This is a genomic window from Phenylobacterium sp. (assembly GCF_041916435.1).
Lineage (GTDB): Bacteria > Pseudomonadota > Alphaproteobacteria > Caulobacterales > Caulobacteraceae > Phenylobacterium.
Genome location: NZ_JAYRZM010000006.1, coordinates 66,310 through 80,931, shown reverse-complemented (window position 1 = coordinate 80,931; position 14,622 = coordinate 66,310). Strand labels below are relative to the sequence as shown.

Annotated in this window: 12 protein-coding genes; 6 read left to right on the top strand and 6 right to left on the bottom strand. The window is 70.1% G+C overall.

From position 1 onward, the window contains the following. Position 1: 1 nt before the first annotated feature. On the bottom strand, positions 2 to 850 hold the full coding sequence (locus ACE3TA_RS17240; protein WP_374575545.1) for a WecB/TagA/CpsF family glycosyltransferase: 849 nt from the start codon (positions 848 to 850) through the stop codon (positions 2 to 4). Positions 851 to 1,076: 226 nt separating this feature from the next. Then, the gene (locus ACE3TA_RS17235) at positions 1,077 to 1,718 is read right to left on the bottom strand and encodes a sugar transferase (protein WP_374575544.1); all 642 of its coding nucleotides are present in this window, start codon (positions 1,716 to 1,718) and stop codon (positions 1,077 to 1,079) included. 580 nt (positions 1,719 to 2,298) lie between these two features. On the opposite strand from ACE3TA_RS17235, the gene ACE3TA_RS17230 reads away from it, so the two are divergent. Both ACE3TA_RS17230 and ACE3TA_RS17225 read left to right on the top strand, forming a co-directional pair. After that, positions 2,299 to 3,441, top strand: a complete 1,143-nt coding sequence (locus ACE3TA_RS17230; protein WP_374575543.1) for a glycosyltransferase — start codon at positions 2,299 to 2,301, stop codon at positions 3,439 to 3,441. Further along, on the top strand, positions 3,438 to 4,472 hold the full coding sequence (locus tag ACE3TA_RS17225; protein WP_374575542.1) for a glycosyltransferase family 2 protein: 1,035 nt from the start codon (positions 3,438 to 3,440) through the stop codon (positions 4,470 to 4,472). The genes ACE3TA_RS17230 and ACE3TA_RS17225 overlap by 4 nt, the downstream gene beginning before the upstream one ends. 9 nt (positions 4,473 to 4,481) lie before the next feature. On the opposite strand, the gene ACE3TA_RS17220 is transcribed toward ACE3TA_RS17225, so the two are convergent. Both ACE3TA_RS17220 and ACE3TA_RS17215 read right to left on the bottom strand, forming a co-directional pair. Beyond that, on the bottom strand, positions 4,482 to 5,720 hold the full coding sequence (locus ACE3TA_RS17220) for a glycosyltransferase family 4 protein (RefSeq protein WP_374575541.1): 1,239 nt from the start codon (positions 5,718 to 5,720) through the stop codon (positions 4,482 to 4,484). A 121-nt stretch (positions 5,721 to 5,841) separates the two neighbouring features. Continuing rightward, entirely contained in the window at positions 5,842 to 8,094 is a 2,253-nt protein-coding gene (locus tag ACE3TA_RS17215) for a glycosyltransferase (protein ID WP_374575540.1), read from the bottom strand. Between the two features lie 460 nt (positions 8,095 to 8,554). On the opposite strand from ACE3TA_RS17215, the gene ACE3TA_RS17210 reads away from it, so the two are divergent. Beyond that, positions 8,555 to 9,340 carry a transglutaminase-like cysteine peptidase gene (locus ACE3TA_RS17210; RefSeq protein ID WP_374575539.1) on the top strand — a complete coding sequence of 262 codons (786 nt, stop codon included), beginning with the start codon at positions 8,555 to 8,557 and terminating at the stop codon, positions 9,338 to 9,340. A 30-nt stretch (positions 9,341 to 9,370) separates the two neighbouring features. Here ACE3TA_RS17210 and ACE3TA_RS17205 read toward each other — a convergent pair whose 3' ends face one another. Continuing rightward, the gene (locus tag ACE3TA_RS17205) at positions 9,371 to 10,261 is read right to left on the bottom strand and encodes a glycoside hydrolase family 16 protein (RefSeq protein WP_374575538.1); all 891 of its coding nucleotides are present in this window, start codon (positions 10,259 to 10,261) and stop codon (positions 9,371 to 9,373) included. Between the two features lie 444 nt (positions 10,262 to 10,705). Between ACE3TA_RS17205 and ACE3TA_RS17200 the strand changes: the two genes are divergently transcribed. The 3 genes from ACE3TA_RS17200 (at position 10,706) to ACE3TA_RS17190 (ending at position 13,326) form a co-directional block, all read left to right on the top strand. Further along, positions 10,706 to 11,659 carry a glycosyltransferase family 2 protein gene (locus ACE3TA_RS17200; RefSeq protein ID WP_374575537.1) on the top strand — a complete coding sequence of 318 codons (954 nt, stop codon included), beginning with the start codon at positions 10,706 to 10,708 and terminating at the stop codon, positions 11,657 to 11,659. 204 nt (positions 11,660 to 11,863) lie between these two features. After that, positions 11,864 to 12,664, top strand: a complete 801-nt coding sequence (locus ACE3TA_RS17195; RefSeq protein WP_374575536.1) for a hypothetical protein — start codon at positions 11,864 to 11,866, stop codon at positions 12,662 to 12,664. Next, on the top strand, positions 12,661 to 13,326 hold the full coding sequence (locus ACE3TA_RS17190; RefSeq protein WP_374575535.1) for a hypothetical protein: 666 nt from the start codon (positions 12,661 to 12,663) through the stop codon (positions 13,324 to 13,326). The genes ACE3TA_RS17195 and ACE3TA_RS17190 overlap by 4 nt, the downstream gene beginning before the upstream one ends. Here ACE3TA_RS17190 and ACE3TA_RS17185 read toward each other — a convergent pair. Then, complete coding sequence (locus ACE3TA_RS17185; RefSeq protein ID WP_374575534.1) at positions 13,239 to 14,585, bottom strand: O-antigen ligase family protein; 1,347 nt, start codon at positions 14,583 to 14,585, stop codon at positions 13,239 to 13,241. The two genes, ACE3TA_RS17190 and ACE3TA_RS17185, sit on opposite strands and share 88 nt — an antisense overlap. Positions 14,586 to 14,622 lie beyond the last annotated feature (37 nt).

Sequence of the window (14,622 nt, the reverse complement as noted above, 5' to 3'; positions counted from 1 at the left end):
GCTAGTGCAGCACCCGGCGCGCCAGCAGCGCCGCGTGCCGGCCGCGCCGGCGCCACAGCTCGCGCGGCCGTTCCGCGCCGATCAGGCGATCGCGCAGGTCCCCCAACGCCTCGGGCGCCAGGCTCCAGGGCTCGACGAAGTAGCGGTGGAACAGGCGCCTCGGCTGGGTCGCGAAACGATACAGCCATTCGAGCCCCGCCCGGCCCAGCCAGCGCGGGCACGCGCTCTGCGCCCCGGCCTCATAGTCGAACGCCGCGCCGACCGGGAAGATCACGCCCCGGAGCGACGCCTGGTTCTCCTCGATCCACTGTTCCTGGATCGGCATGCCCATGCCGACGAAGATGACGTCCGGCGCGAACGCCCGGATCGCCTGCAGCACCCGCGCGGTCCCGGCCGAGCCCGGCCGGTGGTCGAAATAGCCGTGGTGGGTCGCCAGCGCGAGGCCGGGGCTTCGCGCCTGGATCTTCTCTGCGGCCCGCTCGGCGACGCCGGGCTCGCCGCCCAGGTAGAAGACCCGCCACCCGCGGTCCTGCGCCATTGTCCAGAAGGCGTCGCGCCAGTCCAGATAGGTGCAGCGGTGCCGGGCGCCGAGGTCGCGTCCCAACAGGCGCCCCCAGGCGATCAACGGGCGCGAGTCGATCTCGATCAGATCCGCGCGCGCGTAGAAGTCCCGCATGCGCGGATTGAGCTTCATCAGCGCCAGGCTGTGGAGGTTGTGATTGGCGACGATCGCGCCCTGGGCGCCTTCGATCCGCCGGGCGGTGAAGCTCAGCACTTCGGCGGGCGTGACCGCGTCGACCTCGCCGCCCAGCAGCCGGTGGCGCTTGGAAGAGTGTTCAGATCGCTTCATTGGCTCAGGGCGGGTCATAGCCCCGCTTGGAAACGAGTAAAAGCAAGAACTTACGGCGTCGTGGAGCGAGCCCGGGGCCCGGTTCGCGACTAACGCGGGGCGCGCTCCGACACCGGGCGGCGTGGCGATCAACGCCCAGATCGAGCAAGGGCGGTCAGGAACGGGCCCGCGGCGAACCGCCCTTCAGCCCTGGCGTGGTCAAGCTCTGCATCGCTCGACCCGGTGCCTAGTAGGAGCCGTGTCTCACAAAGACCGCCGGGATCGTGGCGACGAGGATGCGCAGATAGAGCTGTGTCGACTGCAGGCGCGTGAAGGCCACGTCATAGGCCACGCGCTGGCGATAGCTGACATCATTGCGGCCGCTGATCTGCCAAAGGCCGGTCACGCCCGGCCGGACCGCGCAGTAGCGGCCGAACCAGCGTCCGTACTTGGCCGCCTCGTCCGTCACGATCGGACGGGGGCCGACCAGGCTCATTTCGCCGCGCAGCACGTTGAACAACTGCGGCAGCTCGTCCAGGCTCGACTTGCGCAGGAAGCTGCCGAGCGCGGTGATGCGCGGATCGCTGCGCAGCTTCTGGTCGCAGGCCCATTCGCGCCGGGCCCTGGGGTCGCTCTCGAGCAGCGCCTGCAGTCTGGCCTCGGCGTCGACCACCATGGTGCGGAACTTCAGGCACTTGAAGCTGCGGCCGCCGTAGCCGATGCGGGTCTGGCGAAACACCGCCGGGCCGCCGTCCTGGATCTTCACCAGAAGCGCGATCAGCAGCATCGCCGGGGCCATGAACACCAGCACGACCAGGGCGATTACGATGTCGAGAACCCGCGAAACCGAGAAGGGCGGCTGGGACAGGCGGGCCGTCGAAGCTGTCACATTTTCGAGCTTGGCGTGCTGCGTTGCAGCACCATCGCTGATGATGTTCTTCGTGTCGTATAAGTACACGATTCAGCCCCGTTCGTTAGCGCTTGGTTTACCCTGCGAGTTTCGGGCCAGCCACCATTTTCGCGTCATCGGCGAGCAAAAAGTCGCATTGACCGAACGGGCGGCGATGCAAGCTGAAGCATTGCTGAGGGCCAAAGGCGCATGGAATCAACATAGTGTGGCATAACGCTGATTCGCGGTCTCGGTCGATCGCTACGCAGGCGAGCGCATGCATCGCGGGCGACCCAGGGTGGTCGCCGCCGCGAAGGCCCGGTCTGGGACGCGTATGAGCGTCGAATGCACGATATGCGTGTCTGGGTGTATGTTTGCACCTTATAGGGGCTGCAATGCTGCGCTGCGGTAGAGTTCTGGCCTAGGCGTGGCCCTTGCGTTGCGGCGGGGTGCGCCGCCGCGACGGCACGGGGCGCCTGCCTTAAGGCGAGACATCGGCGTGGCGGCTCCGGCAGGATCGGCGGCCGCTGGCCCGCCCGTTGCATGCGCCAGCATCGTGCGTCCCGGAGCCGAACGTTCAATGTCGCCCCTGTCCGTCGCCTATTTCGTGCATGATGTCTGGGACGCCTCCGTCGCCAAGCGCGTGCACATGCTCCTCGCTGGCGGCGCGCGGGTCGACGTGGCGGGGTTCCGCCGGCGCGCGCAGGTCCGCGGCCAGGTAGACGGAGCGCCGGTGCTGGATCTTGGGCGCACGGCCGACGCGGCCCTGGCCAAGCGCGCCGGCCTGGTGGTCTGGCGCGCGCTGACGGCGCCGATCTGGGCCAGGCGCTTCAAGAACGACGAGGTCTTCGTCGCCCGCAGCCTGGAGCTGCTCACCCTCGCCTGGGCGGCCAAGGTCGCCCTGGGCGGCCGCCGGGCGCTCGTCTACGAGTGCGTGGACATTCACCGGCTGCTGCTCTCGGACGGGCTGGCCGGACGCGTCCTGCGCGCCTGGGAGCGCTTCTTGCTGAAGCGCAGCGACCTGGTCATCACCACTTCGCCGGCCTTCGTCAGCCAATACCTCGCCGCGCGCCAGGGCCTGAGCGCGCCGCACCTGCTCGTCGAGAACAAGCCGCTCGCGCCCGCGGAGCCGCCGCCGCCGCGCCCGCCCGCCGGGCCCCCTTGGCGGATCGGCTGGTTCGGCATGATCCGCTGCGCCAGGAGCCTTCGGATTCTGTGCGAGCTTGCCGACGCGCTCGGCCCGCGGGTCGAGGTGCTCATCGCCGGCCGCGTCGCCGAGACCGAGATCGCGGACATGCAGGGCGTGCTCGCCGCGCACCCGGGCGTCACATTCGTCGGGCCCTATGGGCCGGAGGACCTCGGCCGGCTCTACGGCCAGGTCCATTTCACCTGGGCGATCGACTTCTTCGAGGAAGGGCTGAACTCTTCCTGGCTGTTGCCGAACAGGCTCTACGAGGGCGGCGCCTTCGGCGCGCCGCCGCTGGCGCTGGCCTCGGTCGAGACCGGGCGCTGGCTTGAAAAGCGGGGGGCGGGCGTGCTTCTTCCCGATGATGTCCTGCCCGCCCTGAAGACCTTTTTCGCCGAGCTCACGCCGGATGCATACGTGCGTCAGACGGCGGCGCTTCAGGCCATTCCGCGCGATCAACTGGTCGCCGGCCAGGCCGACGCCGACGGACTTGTTGAAGCGCTCGGCCAGATCAATGCAGGATGCGAGACGCCATGAGATTTGAAGGAAAAGACGTCCTGGTGGTCATTCCGTGCCTCAATGAGGAGCGCACGATCGCCGGCGTGTTGGACAGGCTCCTCAGCGACGACCAGGAGGAGCGCTGCTTCGTCGTGGTCTCCGACGGCGGCAGCGCCGACCTGACCCGACCGATCGTGCGCCGCTACGAGGAGCAATGGCCCGGACGCGTCGCCCTGCTGGACAATCCCGGCCGCTACCAGAGCGCGGCGACGAACATCGCCGTCGAGCGCTTCGGCGAGGACTTCCGCTGGCTGGTGCGGCTCGACGCCCACTCGGTCTATCCGAAGAACTACATCTCCCGCCTCATCCGCGCGGCGCTGGAGCGCGGCGCCGACAGCGTGGTGGTGCCCATGGCGACGGTCGGCTCGGGCTGCCTGCAGCTCGGCATCGCCGCGGCGCAGAATTCCCGCTTCGGCACGGGCGGGGCGGCGCACCGCCACCCCGGCCGCAGCCGCTGGGTCGAGCACGGCCACCACGCCCTGTTCGACCTGACCAAGTTCCGCCAGGTCGGCGGCTATGACGCCACCTACACCCACAACGAAGACGCCGAGCTCGATCATCGGCTGGTCAAGGCGGGCGCGAAGATCTGGCTCCAGGGCGACCTGCAGATCAGCTACATCCCGCGCAGGGACCTGGGGGCTCTGTTCAAGCAGTATTTCGCCTATGGGCGGGGACGCGCGCGCACGGTGATGCGTCACCGGGCCCCGCTGCGCGTGCGCCAGATGCTGCCGCTGCTGGTGCCGGTGGCGGTGCTGATGGCCCTGGCCGCGCCGTGGTTCCCGCTGGCCGCCTTGCCCGCGGCGGTGTGGCTGACCGCCTGCGCCCTGATCGGGCTTTCGATCGGCGTTCGCCGGCGCAGCGTCTGCGCGATGTCCTCGGCGGCGGCGCTGGTGGTGATGCACCTGGCCTGGGGACTGGGCTTCCAGGTCCAGGTCCTGACCCGGCGGCCTGACGTCCTGAAGGGGCTGGCGCCGGACCCCGCCGGCCAGCCGGTGCGCACCGAGGTCTAGGGCGGCGGCCTAGGCGCCGACCTGGCCGTCGTCGGCCACGATCGTGCGCAGCCTGTCCAGCCGCTCGGGGCCGAACCGGGCCTCGAACCAGCCGCTGGAGGTCTCCGCTTCGGCGGCGGGATCCAGGGTCTCCACGTCCAGCATCGCCCTGGCGAACGCGGCGGGCTCCTCCGCCGACAGCGCGTTCGGCGGCAGGGCGCCCAGGCCGTCGTAGGCGCGCGGCGTGCCGACGGTCCAACGGCCGGTCGACATCGCCTCCAGCGCCTTGATCTTCACGCCCGAGCCGCTCTGGATCGGGATGAGCACGCCCGCGGCGCCGGCGTACTCCTTGGCCAGGTCCTCGACGAAGCCCACGTGCTCCACCCCCGCCACCGCCAGGCGGCTGGCCAGCTCCGGCGCGCAGTTGCGGCCGATCACGCGCAGGGGCCGCAGGCCCCCCGCCCGCCGGTAGTGCGGCAGGACGTTGTCGATGAACCAGATCATCGCCTCGGCGTTGGGCGCATAGTCCAGCGCGCCGACGAACAGCCACTTGCCGTCGACGCCGGCGCTGGCGGAGCCGCCGGCGTAGGCGGACAGCCGCGGGATGTAGCTGTGGACCGACACGCCCGCCCGGCGGGCCAGTTCGGCCTGTTCGTTTTCATTGAGCAGAACGCAGGCCGAGGCGACCTTGGCGACGGCGCGCTCCTTCAGGCGGCAGAGCCTGGCTTCCACGCGCATGGCCGTCCGGGCCGCCCAGGCCGGCGAAAGCAGCCGGCTCCAGAACCGCGCCGCGTCCGCGTACCTGCCCAGCACCTTCTCGCCGCGGAGCCGCGGCTGGCCGGCGCGCTCGGCGAAGCGCTCGCTGAAGAGATCGTCCAGGAACACCACCCGGCGGCGGTCGGGGGCTATCGCCTCGTCGAAGGTGCGGATCGTGTCGAAGACAGTCAGTTCGACGGCGGCGTCGCTCAGGATCCGGTTGATGCGGCGCACGACGCCCGGCGACAGGAACAGCGTCTGGGAGAGCGTCGCCGGCTTGCCGGTCAGCAGCCGCCACAGGACGAATCCGAAGGCGGCTAGGGGCGAGGGCGCCTTCAGCTCGATCACCCGCCATCGCGCCCCGCGCTGGAAGACCCATTCCGGCTTCGGCTTGGTCTGGCCGAGCACGATCAGCACGCCGTCCGTCAGGCCCAGGGCGGCCGAAAGATCGCTGATCACGGCGTCAAAGACGACGTCCTTGCCGGTGCCTGGCTGGCCCGGGAGGATGCTCATCACAATGGCGACGCTGCGCACGTCGGCGCCCCCGGAAAATCACCAGCCGGGCGGACCATAACAATCGTTAACGGCGCAGGAAGCGGGTTCGCCTGAGGAGAGGGGAGAAAAGTGTTCCGGCCTAGCCGGCGAGCACGGCCGCCTCGCCCGCCCGCCGTCGCTCGGCCCCGGGGGCGACGCCCAGCGCGGCCGCCATGTCGCCGAAGCAGGCCTCGGCCGAGAAATGATCGCGAGCCGCTTCGAGGGCCTTGGCGCCGAGATCCCGCCGCGCCTCGCGCGCATCGGCCAGTCGCAGCACCGCCTTGCTGAAGTCCCCGGCCGCGTCGGCTTCGACGACGCAGCCGGCGGTCTCGTCGGCGACGCCCTGCCGCGTGGTCGAGGTGCAGACCATCGCCTTGCCGCGGCCCATCGCCTCGATCAGCTTGATCTTCAGGCCCGATCCCGCCCGCAGCGGCGAGATCACGACCCCGGCGCGGGCGTAGTAGCCGGCCAGGTCCGGCGCGCGGCCGTGCAGGATCACGCCCTGCGGCGGCGACTGGATCTGGTCGCAGACCGCGCCGACCACGTCGAGCTTCAGTCCGGGCCGCGATGCGATCAGGTCCGGCCAGCATTCGTCGAGGAACCACTTCAGACCGTCGACGTTCGGGGCCGCGGCCGAGCCGATGAAGAGCAGCGCGCCGTCCTCGCCGGGCTGGGCTTCGGCGACCAGGGCGGCGGGGAAGGGCGCCGTCACGACCGGCTTGTCGCCGAGGCGTGACTTCAGGAGCGCGGCTTCGTCCTTCTGGATGGCGGCGACGACGTCGGCGCGGGCCAGCATCCGATCTTCCTCGGCCGCCGAGAGGGCGTCGACGGAATCCGACGTCTTGAGCTTCTCGAACTGCGCGGTGCGCGTGGAAAAGACGTCGTGGACCAGCACGGCCGACCGGGCGCCGGGGCTGAGCGCGAACGGCAAGGTTTCGGTCAGGTAGCAGTAGTCGGCGACCAGGACCTCCGCGCCGCCCGTCCGCCTGGCGACGAAGAGCTGGTCGTTCCGCGTGAAGGGCGCCGACACGGAGTAGGGCGCGGGCTTGGCGAATGACCGCTTGATCAGCCCCGTTCGCCGGGCGACGCGGTCGATCATGCCGATCGCCGCGCCCAGATAGACCTGCGCCCTGGTGGTGATCCGCCAGCGGCCAAGGGCGACGGAGCCGTTCACCGCGACGGAATCGAAGACGTCCGTGGCCGGACCGAGGCGCATCCAGGGCGTGCGGCCGAAGGCGGCCGAAGAGACGCCCACGAACTTCAGGGTCTTGCCCTGGCTCTTGAAGGCCTGGGCGGCGGCCAGGAGATAGGCCGAGCTGCCCGACGCCGCGTCGGTGATCCGTTGGCGCGACAGGAAGACCACCTGCGCCGGATCCGCGCTCGCCGCGCGTTTGCGCGCGAAGCCGCGCATCATCCGCTCGCTGGCGGCGCGCGCCAGGAGCGCCAGGATGCTCGGCCGCGCCGCGACCGCGCGGGCGGCCTTCGCTGGCGACCGGCCCTTGATGGCGGCGACCAGCCGCTCGAACTCCAGCGCCCGGACGATGCTGGCGCGCCGGCGCGCGACGGCCCGCTGCGGCCCCGGCCCGAGCTTGCGCGTCTTGTCGGCGAGCGCGTCGTCGGCCTGCAGCATCTGCTGCAGGATCGCCTCGGACAGGCGGTGCGAGATCGACGAGGGGTACTTCCGATAGTGATAGAGAAGTTGCGGCGTCAGCAGCATCCGCGCGCCGCCAAGCATCAGGCGCAGGATGAAGTCGTAGTCCTCGGCGATGCGCAGGTCGGGGTTGTAGGCCGCCCCGGCGTGCTCGATGGCCCGGCGTCGGATGACCGGCTTGAGGTAGCCCAGGGTCGGCCCGCGGCCATAGAGCCTGTTCTGCTCGATGTAGGTCTCCAGCGGCGTCCAGCGGTCGCGCTCGGCCCACGCGCCGTTCAGCAGCGTCGTTGGCGGCTTCAGGCCGTCGTCCTGGAAGATCAGCAGGTCGTCGGCGACGATCTCCGCCTCAGCGGATTCGGCGAGCGCGATCAGGCGCTCGAAGCGCTCGGGATGGATCAGGTCGTCGCTGTCGACGATGGCGATCCATTCGCCGGTCGCGACCTGCAGGGCGGCGTTGCGCGCGCCGGCCGGGCCCCGGTTGACCGCCGTCGAGATCACCCGCACGCGAGGGTCCCGCCTGGCCAGTTCCCCGGCGATCTTCAGGCTGTCGTCGCCGGACGCGTCGTCGGAGATGATCAGCTCCAGGTCGGCCATCGTCTGGGCGAGCACCGAGCGCGCGGCCGCCGCCAGATAGGCGGCGCCGTTGTAGTTGGCCATGATCACCGACAGGGCCGGGCGCTTGGCTGAAGCGGAAACGGTCATGTCCTTCATCGCGCTGGCCGGCGTCCTTGAGCTGCAGACGCGGGTTGGCCTGGGCGTCTGTTCGACACAGGCGATAGGGCGTCGCGGTGAAGGCAGCAAGAACGCTGCCAGCCCGGCCCGCCGCGCCCGCCGCTCGCCCGCGCCTCGGCGCCGGCGTCGGGAGCGAGCAAAAGTCAGGCGCCGGCCAGGCTTTTCAGCGACGTCGGCATTTTGAATTAACCACGTCGCATATCGCCGCTAGAGTGATTCACAGAGCCAGCCGTGCGGGACGGTCAGGCCACCTGGTGTCATGGTTGATCGCAGATGTGTTCGCCCTGGGCGGAACAGAGGTCTGAGTTGCGCCGTGGGGCCGGGGCGTCGGCGGCGCGCGAGGGCGCGTCGGCGCAATCTTGGGCTTTGGCGGGCGTCCGCCGCACCGCATTAAACATAGTGAAACATCCGAGCGGCAGGGTCTGAATCGATGTCAGCCCTCCTCGCAGCCCTTCAGCTGATTGTCGCGAGCTCCAGCGTGGTCGTTCCCGATCCGCAGGAGGCGCTGACGCATGCGCCGCAGGTGGAGCTGCTGGGGCCGCTGGACGCCGAGGAGGCGCCCGCGCCGCCCGGTTTCCTCGGCTTCTGCGTCGACTATCCGGAAGAGTGCGGCGACCAGCCGCTGCGGGTCGGCTACGGGCGCATCCTCCAGCGGCCGGTGCTCGCGGCCTATTGGGAAGGGGTCTTCTCGCGGCCGTCGGCCAGCCTGCGGGCGCCGAGCGCCCTGCAGCGGCCCGACATGGCCCGCTCGGCGCGGAACCTTCGCGAAGAGGAAGCCATCGAGGCTGAAGCCGCGCCGACGCAGCTCAGCTCCTCGGCCTTCCAGGAAATCAAGCGCGTCAACCGCGACGTCAACTGGCGGATTCGGCCGGCCACCGACCTGGAGGCGTTCGGCGTTCCCGATCGCTGGACGCTGCCCCTGGCGCCGGGCGGCGGCGGCGAGGGCGACTGCGAGGACTTCGTCCTGCAAAAGCGCAGCGAGCTGCGGAAGTCGGGCTTCAGCCTGAAGATGATGTCGATCGCTCTGGTCGAGACGCCCCGGCGCCAGACCCACGCGGTCCTGCTCTTGAACACCGATCACGGCGTCCTGGTGCTCGACAACCTGGACTCGCGGGTGCTGAAGCTGTCGCGCACCTCCTACAAGATCATCTCCCGCGAACGCATGGGCGATCCGATGAGCTGGCGCGCGGGCCTCGACGCGGGACCGGCCGCCTAGGGCGTCTGGCGTCCTAGGTCTTCCGGCGTCCTAGTTCTTGGGGCTGTAGACCCGCACATAGTCGATCGCCATTTCGGCCGGCAGCGCGCCCCGCGCGACCTTGCCCGGCCAATAGCCGCCGACGGCGAGGTTGATCAGCAGGTAGACCGGCTCGTCCAGGTCGCTCGGGGTCGGGGCTTCGGCGGTCTGATGGCCGTCCACGTACCAGCGGATGGTGCGGCTGTTCCAATCGACGCCGAAGGTGTGGAAGCCGTCGGACGTGTCGGCGACCTGCACGGCGGCGTGTTGGCTCTTGTGCTCCTGGTCCTGCGTCCAGTGCACCGTCTGGTGGACCGTCGTCGGGTCCTGGCCGAGCACCTCGAAGACGTCGATTTCCGGCGGCCAGGCGCCGCTGACCGGCAGGAGCCAGAAGGCGGGCCAGAGCCCGGCGCCCTTCGGCAGGCGCGCCCTGATCTCGAAGTAGCCGTACTTCTGGTGAAAGCTGTCCAGGCTGGTCAGCAGCCCGGAGGTGTAGCGGAACCGCCAGAGGTAGCGCGCCATGCCGCGAGGGGTCTTCTGGGCGCGGATGATGAGCTTTCCGTCCTCGATCCGGAAAGGGTTGAGCCCCAGCGGGGCCTTGGCCTGGCCGGCCAGGTCGGGGTCCACGTAGACCTGCTTTTCGCCGTTGGCGGGCAGGGTGCGGCTGCCCAGCTCGTTGGGCCCGGCGTACCGGAAGCGCGGCGTCCAGACGCCCCGGCCGTCCTTGAAGAGGCTGAGGCTGTTGAAGTCGTCGGAGAAGGTCAGCGTCCTGCCGGCCCGCGGGTCTTCGTCCTTCGCCGCCGCGAGCGCGGCCGGCGCGGCGGACAGCGCCCCCGCCACGGCCAGGCAAAGGACGAGAGCCTGGCGGGCCGTCACGCGTAGAAGATTGGACTGGCGAAGCATCCGGCTATGATTGCCCGCCTTGCCGAAAACAGACCAGTTCTACCTCGCCGCTTTCCGTCGCTTGATGATAGGCGCGCCGAAGACGCGACGCGGATTCTCCTGAAAGGAGAATCCTGGGTGAGAGTCAGGAAATATCCGCCTCTTAGGTGTAGGACTTGGATTGTAGCCGACCCATGGCGCCAAGTTTGCACGAACGATGATATGCCCCGCGCCGCCGGCCCCTGGGATGCATCGTCGGCGGCTGACGGCCTGCGGGGCGTCGGCGCCCTGTTGGAGGTATGAGGACGTGCGTTCGCCAAGGTCGAAAAGCCAGCCGCCGCGCGCCGCCTTGCAGGGGCCCACTGGTCGATGACCCAATCCCTGGCGAGTTCCGAGGAGGCCGCTGACGCGGGCGCTCCCGCCGCCGCGCAGCTTCCCGCGCCCACGCCTCTGCCCCAGGTGTCGGTGGTCATCGCCGCCTACAACGCCGAGGAAACCATCGCGCGGGCCGTCGATTCCGCCCTGGCCCAGCCCGAGACGCTGGAAGTGATCGTCGTCAGCGACGCTTCGAGCGACCAGACCGCGGCGATCGCCGTGGCGCGCGATCCGGCCAAGGTCCGCGTCATTCCGCTGGCCGTCAACGAAGGTCCGGCCGCGGCGCGCAACCGCGCGCTCGACGAGGCGCGCGGCGGCTTCATCGCCATTCTCGACGCCGACGACCTGATGCTGCCCGGCCGCCTTGGCGCTCTGCTGCACGAGCTTGGCGGCGCCGACTTCGTCGCCGACGACCTGGCCTTCACGCTTGAAAGCGCGCCCTTGCAGGTGCAGGGCCGCCTGGCCGGCTGGTCGCAGACCAGCCGTCTCAGTCTGGAACGTTTCGCTCGGGGGAACGTGTCGCGGCGCTCGCGCCAGCGGCGGGAGCTCGGCTTCCTGAAGCCGCTCATCCGCCGCAGCTTCCTCGAGCGCCACGGGTTGCGCTACCCGAAGGAGCTGCGCCTGGGCGAGGACTACGTGTTCTACGCCACCGCCCTGGCCCTGGGCGCGGAGTTCATCATCACGCCCGCCAAGGGTTATATCGCCGTACGGAAGGCCGACTCCCTGAGCGGAACGCACAAGACCGAGGTGCTCGCCGATTTCAGCGCGGCGTGCGCGGCCCTCAGGTCCTTGCCCGGCCTGTCGCCGGAAGAGAAGAGCGCGCTCAAGGCGCAGGCGGTCAACGTGCAGCGCAAGCTCGCGCTTCGGCGCGTGCTCGACGTCAAGGCCAGCGACGGACGGCTGCGGGCCCTGACATGGCTGGCCCGGCGTCCGGCCGACGCGCCCGCCATCGTGGTGAATGTCTTGCGCGACAAGCTCGACGGCGCTGTCGAGGGAGCCCGGCGGCGGCTGCGGCGCGTCGGAGATGCGGATGCCGCTCACTAGTCGGACGATTGTCTAATTCGGCCGTGGACGAGCGCCGGCGCCAGTGCAGAGCGTGAACGCCACGCGTTTGCCCAATGTCCATTCTTTGAGGGCACAATCTGGTCTTACTAAAATGGGGAAATAGGCGCCCGATGCTATAGTCGGCCGTGGCTGGGTCGGGTGTCGTCTTCCGTAACGTGGCCATCGGATGAGCCAAATAGACATATGACGCTTTGGCAGGTTCTTGTTCTCGTGGCTCTTGCGTGGGTCGGCGGCGGGCTATTCGGCCACGGACTCAAGGAGTTACAGATTTCGCGCCGCGGCGCGCGCGGGGCGGGCGGCCAATGGTCGGCGCTGAAGGCGGCTCTTGGTGACTCCGACGGCGGCGCGGCGAAGGACGACGCCTCGTCGGCCGAGAGCGACGCACCGCCTGCGCCCGCCGCCGGCGATCCTTCGGCGCCGGCCGGCGCCGGCGAACCGGACCAAGGTCCACGGCGCCCGTTCTTCTGGATCGATCCGGCCGACAGCGAAGACCTGTTCGCGCCGAAGGAGCCGGATCAGCCCGCGGCGCCCGAGCCCGCGGCGGAGCAGGCCGCCGCCGCAGACGAGGCCCTGACGCTGCAAGCCGACGTCGCCGTCATGCAGCCGGCCCCGGAACCCGAGCCCCCGGCGGCGACGCCGAAGCCGCAGCCGGAGCGGGCGGCGCTGAGCGAGGTGACGCACGCGGGTCCGCCAAAAGCGGAAGCGGAGGCGGCGCCCGCTGCCGCGGACAAGCCTGACGACGCCGCCAACACCGTCTCTTCCGTGCAACTCCTGGCCGAAGCCGTCGGCGGGACGTCGAACGGCAAGCGCCCGCAGGGCCGCTACGCCAAGGAGGCCGCCTACTGGCGCAATCTCGACCGCCGGGCCAAGAGCGAGCGGGTGCGGTTCTGGTTCGAGATCGCCATTCTCATCGCCCTCCTGGTCGGCGCGAGCTGGGGCGTCGTCTACTTCGCGACCCAGCCGGTGATGGGCATCCTGAAGTGAGTACGGGCCGCATCCGCAGCGCCAGCCGCTGGATTCCGAGGGTCCGCGTGCCCCTGTGGGTCCTGCTGGCGGCCGGCCTGAGCCTGGAGCTGGGCGCGCTGAGCCTGCTGATGTGGAGCGACCTGATCGGCCTGACGCGTTCGCCGCTGTGCGGGCCGTCCTGCTACGACGCCACGATCCAGGACGCGCTGCTGGCCGAGGGCGACGAGGCGTTCGCCAAGTATCGCCCGGCCCGCCAGGCCGCCATGCGCCAGCTCGACTACAGCCCCTTTGACGCCTCGGCCTGGCTGCGCGTCGTGCTGCTGGAGATCAAGGTCGGCGGCGGGCGCATGACGCCTTCGGCGCAGGAGGCTCTCGCCCAGTCCTACAAGGCCGCTCCCGTCGACGCGACCGTCGCCCAGTGGCGTATCCCGCTGGCGTTCGATCATTGGGCGGAGCTTCCGCCCCAGACGCGCGCAGCGGCGAGCGGCGAGGTCGAGGTGCTGTTGGGCGCCTGGGAGAACCGGCCGCGTCTGAAGGCCCTGGCGCGCCGCATCCGGAGCGACGAAGGCGCCTTCGCCTATTGGCTGCTCATTCAGTCCCGCGACGACGAGGACGGCCGCGAGACCGAGACGCCCACGCCCAGCACCAGCGCCCAGAGCGCGGCGATCGCCGGCACCTGAAGGCCGAAGTCGATCAGCCCATGCGATAGGACCACCGTGGAGATGGCGGTGGATCCGGCGATCCAGGTGCGTCCGAAGCGGCGGCGCCTGAGCCCGCCGAGCGTGAGGACGAAGAGGATCCCGACCGCGCTGAACATGGCCGCCGCGCCGAGGAAGCCAGCCTCGAAGATCCATTGCAGGAACACGTTGTGCAGGGCGCCGAGGTTCCAGAGCACCTCGTTGTGGCCGGGCCCGATCAGCAGTTGGTTGAAGCGGTGGAACGTGCCCAGGCCCATGCCGGTCCAGGGCGTGTGCGCCAGTTCGGCCAGGTAGACGGAGATGATCTCGCGGCGGTTGGCCAGGGCGTCGTCCACCATCGACAGGCGCACCGCCAGCGAGCCGGACGACATGACCAGCACCGTGAAGCAGGCCAGGACGACCAGGCTGGAGATGGCGATGACGCCGAGCGCCCGGCGATTGCGCATCTCGCCCCAGGTCATGACGATGGTGCTGGCCAGGAGGCCGACGAAGCACGCCCCGGCGCCGCCGCGTGAGCCCGTCAGCGACAGCGCGCCGAAGGACAGCACCAAGAGCAGCACCCAGGGCGCGGCGTTCCAGAGCAGCACGCCGAGCCGCTGGCCCGAGAAGTCCTGGTGGGTCAGCGAGGCCGCGGCCCGCAGCAGCGCGGTCCACGACATGACCACGAAGATCGAAAGGACGGTGGCCGCCGGGTTGGGGCCGCCGAGGGTGGCGCTCAGCCGCCCGTCCACGCGGCCGACGCCCTCGATCGGATGGGCGTAGGCGATCAGCGCGAAGGCCACGTAGATTCCGCCCAGCACGCCGATCGTGTTCCAGGTCAGGTGGGCGCGGTCGTCGTCCTTGCCGATCGCGGCGCCGATCAGCGCCAGGCTCGCGATCCCGCCCAGCTTCACCACCTCGGTGATGGTGCGGTACGTGTCGATGGAGATCGGCAGCCGGCCCGGCGTGTAGGCCCAGCTCTGCGCGGGCCAGGTGCGCATGGCCTCGGGCCAGGGCAGGGCCAGCGCCTGCAGATAGCCCCAGAGCATGACCAGCAGCAGCAAAAGCGCCGGCGCGGCCAGGTACGAGCTGCGGGTGAGGGCGCTGCGGAACCAGGCGCTGCCCGCGATCAGAAGGCCGAGGGCGATGAGCTCCACGCCGGCGATGAACAGGGCGATCTGCAGTCGATCGCCGCCGAACAGGGCCAGTTCGATGAAGACCAGCGTGACGATGGCGATGGCGGTGAGGCCGCCCCCCATCATCCTGATGCGCGCCAGCCTCAGCCCAAGATCAGCCTCT

What these genes read in the sequence shown, in the direction of transcription:
- ACE3TA_RS17240 (WP_374575545.1), bottom strand. Translation starts at nt 850, where the DNA reads ATGAAGCGATCTGAACACTCTTCCAAGCGCCACCGGCTGCTGGGCGGC.
- ACE3TA_RS17210 (WP_374575539.1), top strand. Translation starts at nt 8,555, where the DNA reads ATGTCAGCCCTCCTCGCAGCCCTTCAGCTGATTGTCGCGAGCTCCAGC.
- ACE3TA_RS17230 (WP_374575543.1), top strand. Translation starts at nt 2,299, where the DNA reads ATGTCGCCCCTGTCCGTCGCCTATTTCGTGCATGATGTCTGGGACGCC.
- ACE3TA_RS17225 (WP_374575542.1), top strand. Translation starts at nt 3,438, where the DNA reads ATGAGATTTGAAGGAAAAGACGTCCTGGTGGTCATTCCGTGCCTCAAT.
- ACE3TA_RS17195 (WP_374575536.1), top strand. Translation starts at nt 11,864, where the DNA reads ATGACGCTTTGGCAGGTTCTTGTTCTCGTGGCTCTTGCGTGGGTCGGC.
- ACE3TA_RS17220 (WP_374575541.1), bottom strand. Translation starts at nt 5,720, where the DNA reads ATGAGCATCCTCCCGGGCCAGCCAGGCACCGGCAAGGACGTCGTCTTT.
- ACE3TA_RS17215 (WP_374575540.1), bottom strand. Translation starts at nt 8,094, where the DNA reads ATGACCGTTTCCGCTTCAGCCAAGCGCCCGGCCCTGTCGGTGATCATG.
- ACE3TA_RS17185 (WP_374575534.1), bottom strand. Translation starts at nt 14,585, where the DNA reads ATGATGGGGGGCGGCCTCACCGCCATCGCCATCGTCACGCTGGTCTTC.
- ACE3TA_RS17205 (WP_374575538.1), bottom strand. Translation starts at nt 10,261, where the DNA reads ATGCTTCGCCAGTCCAATCTTCTACGCGTGACGGCCCGCCAGGCTCTC.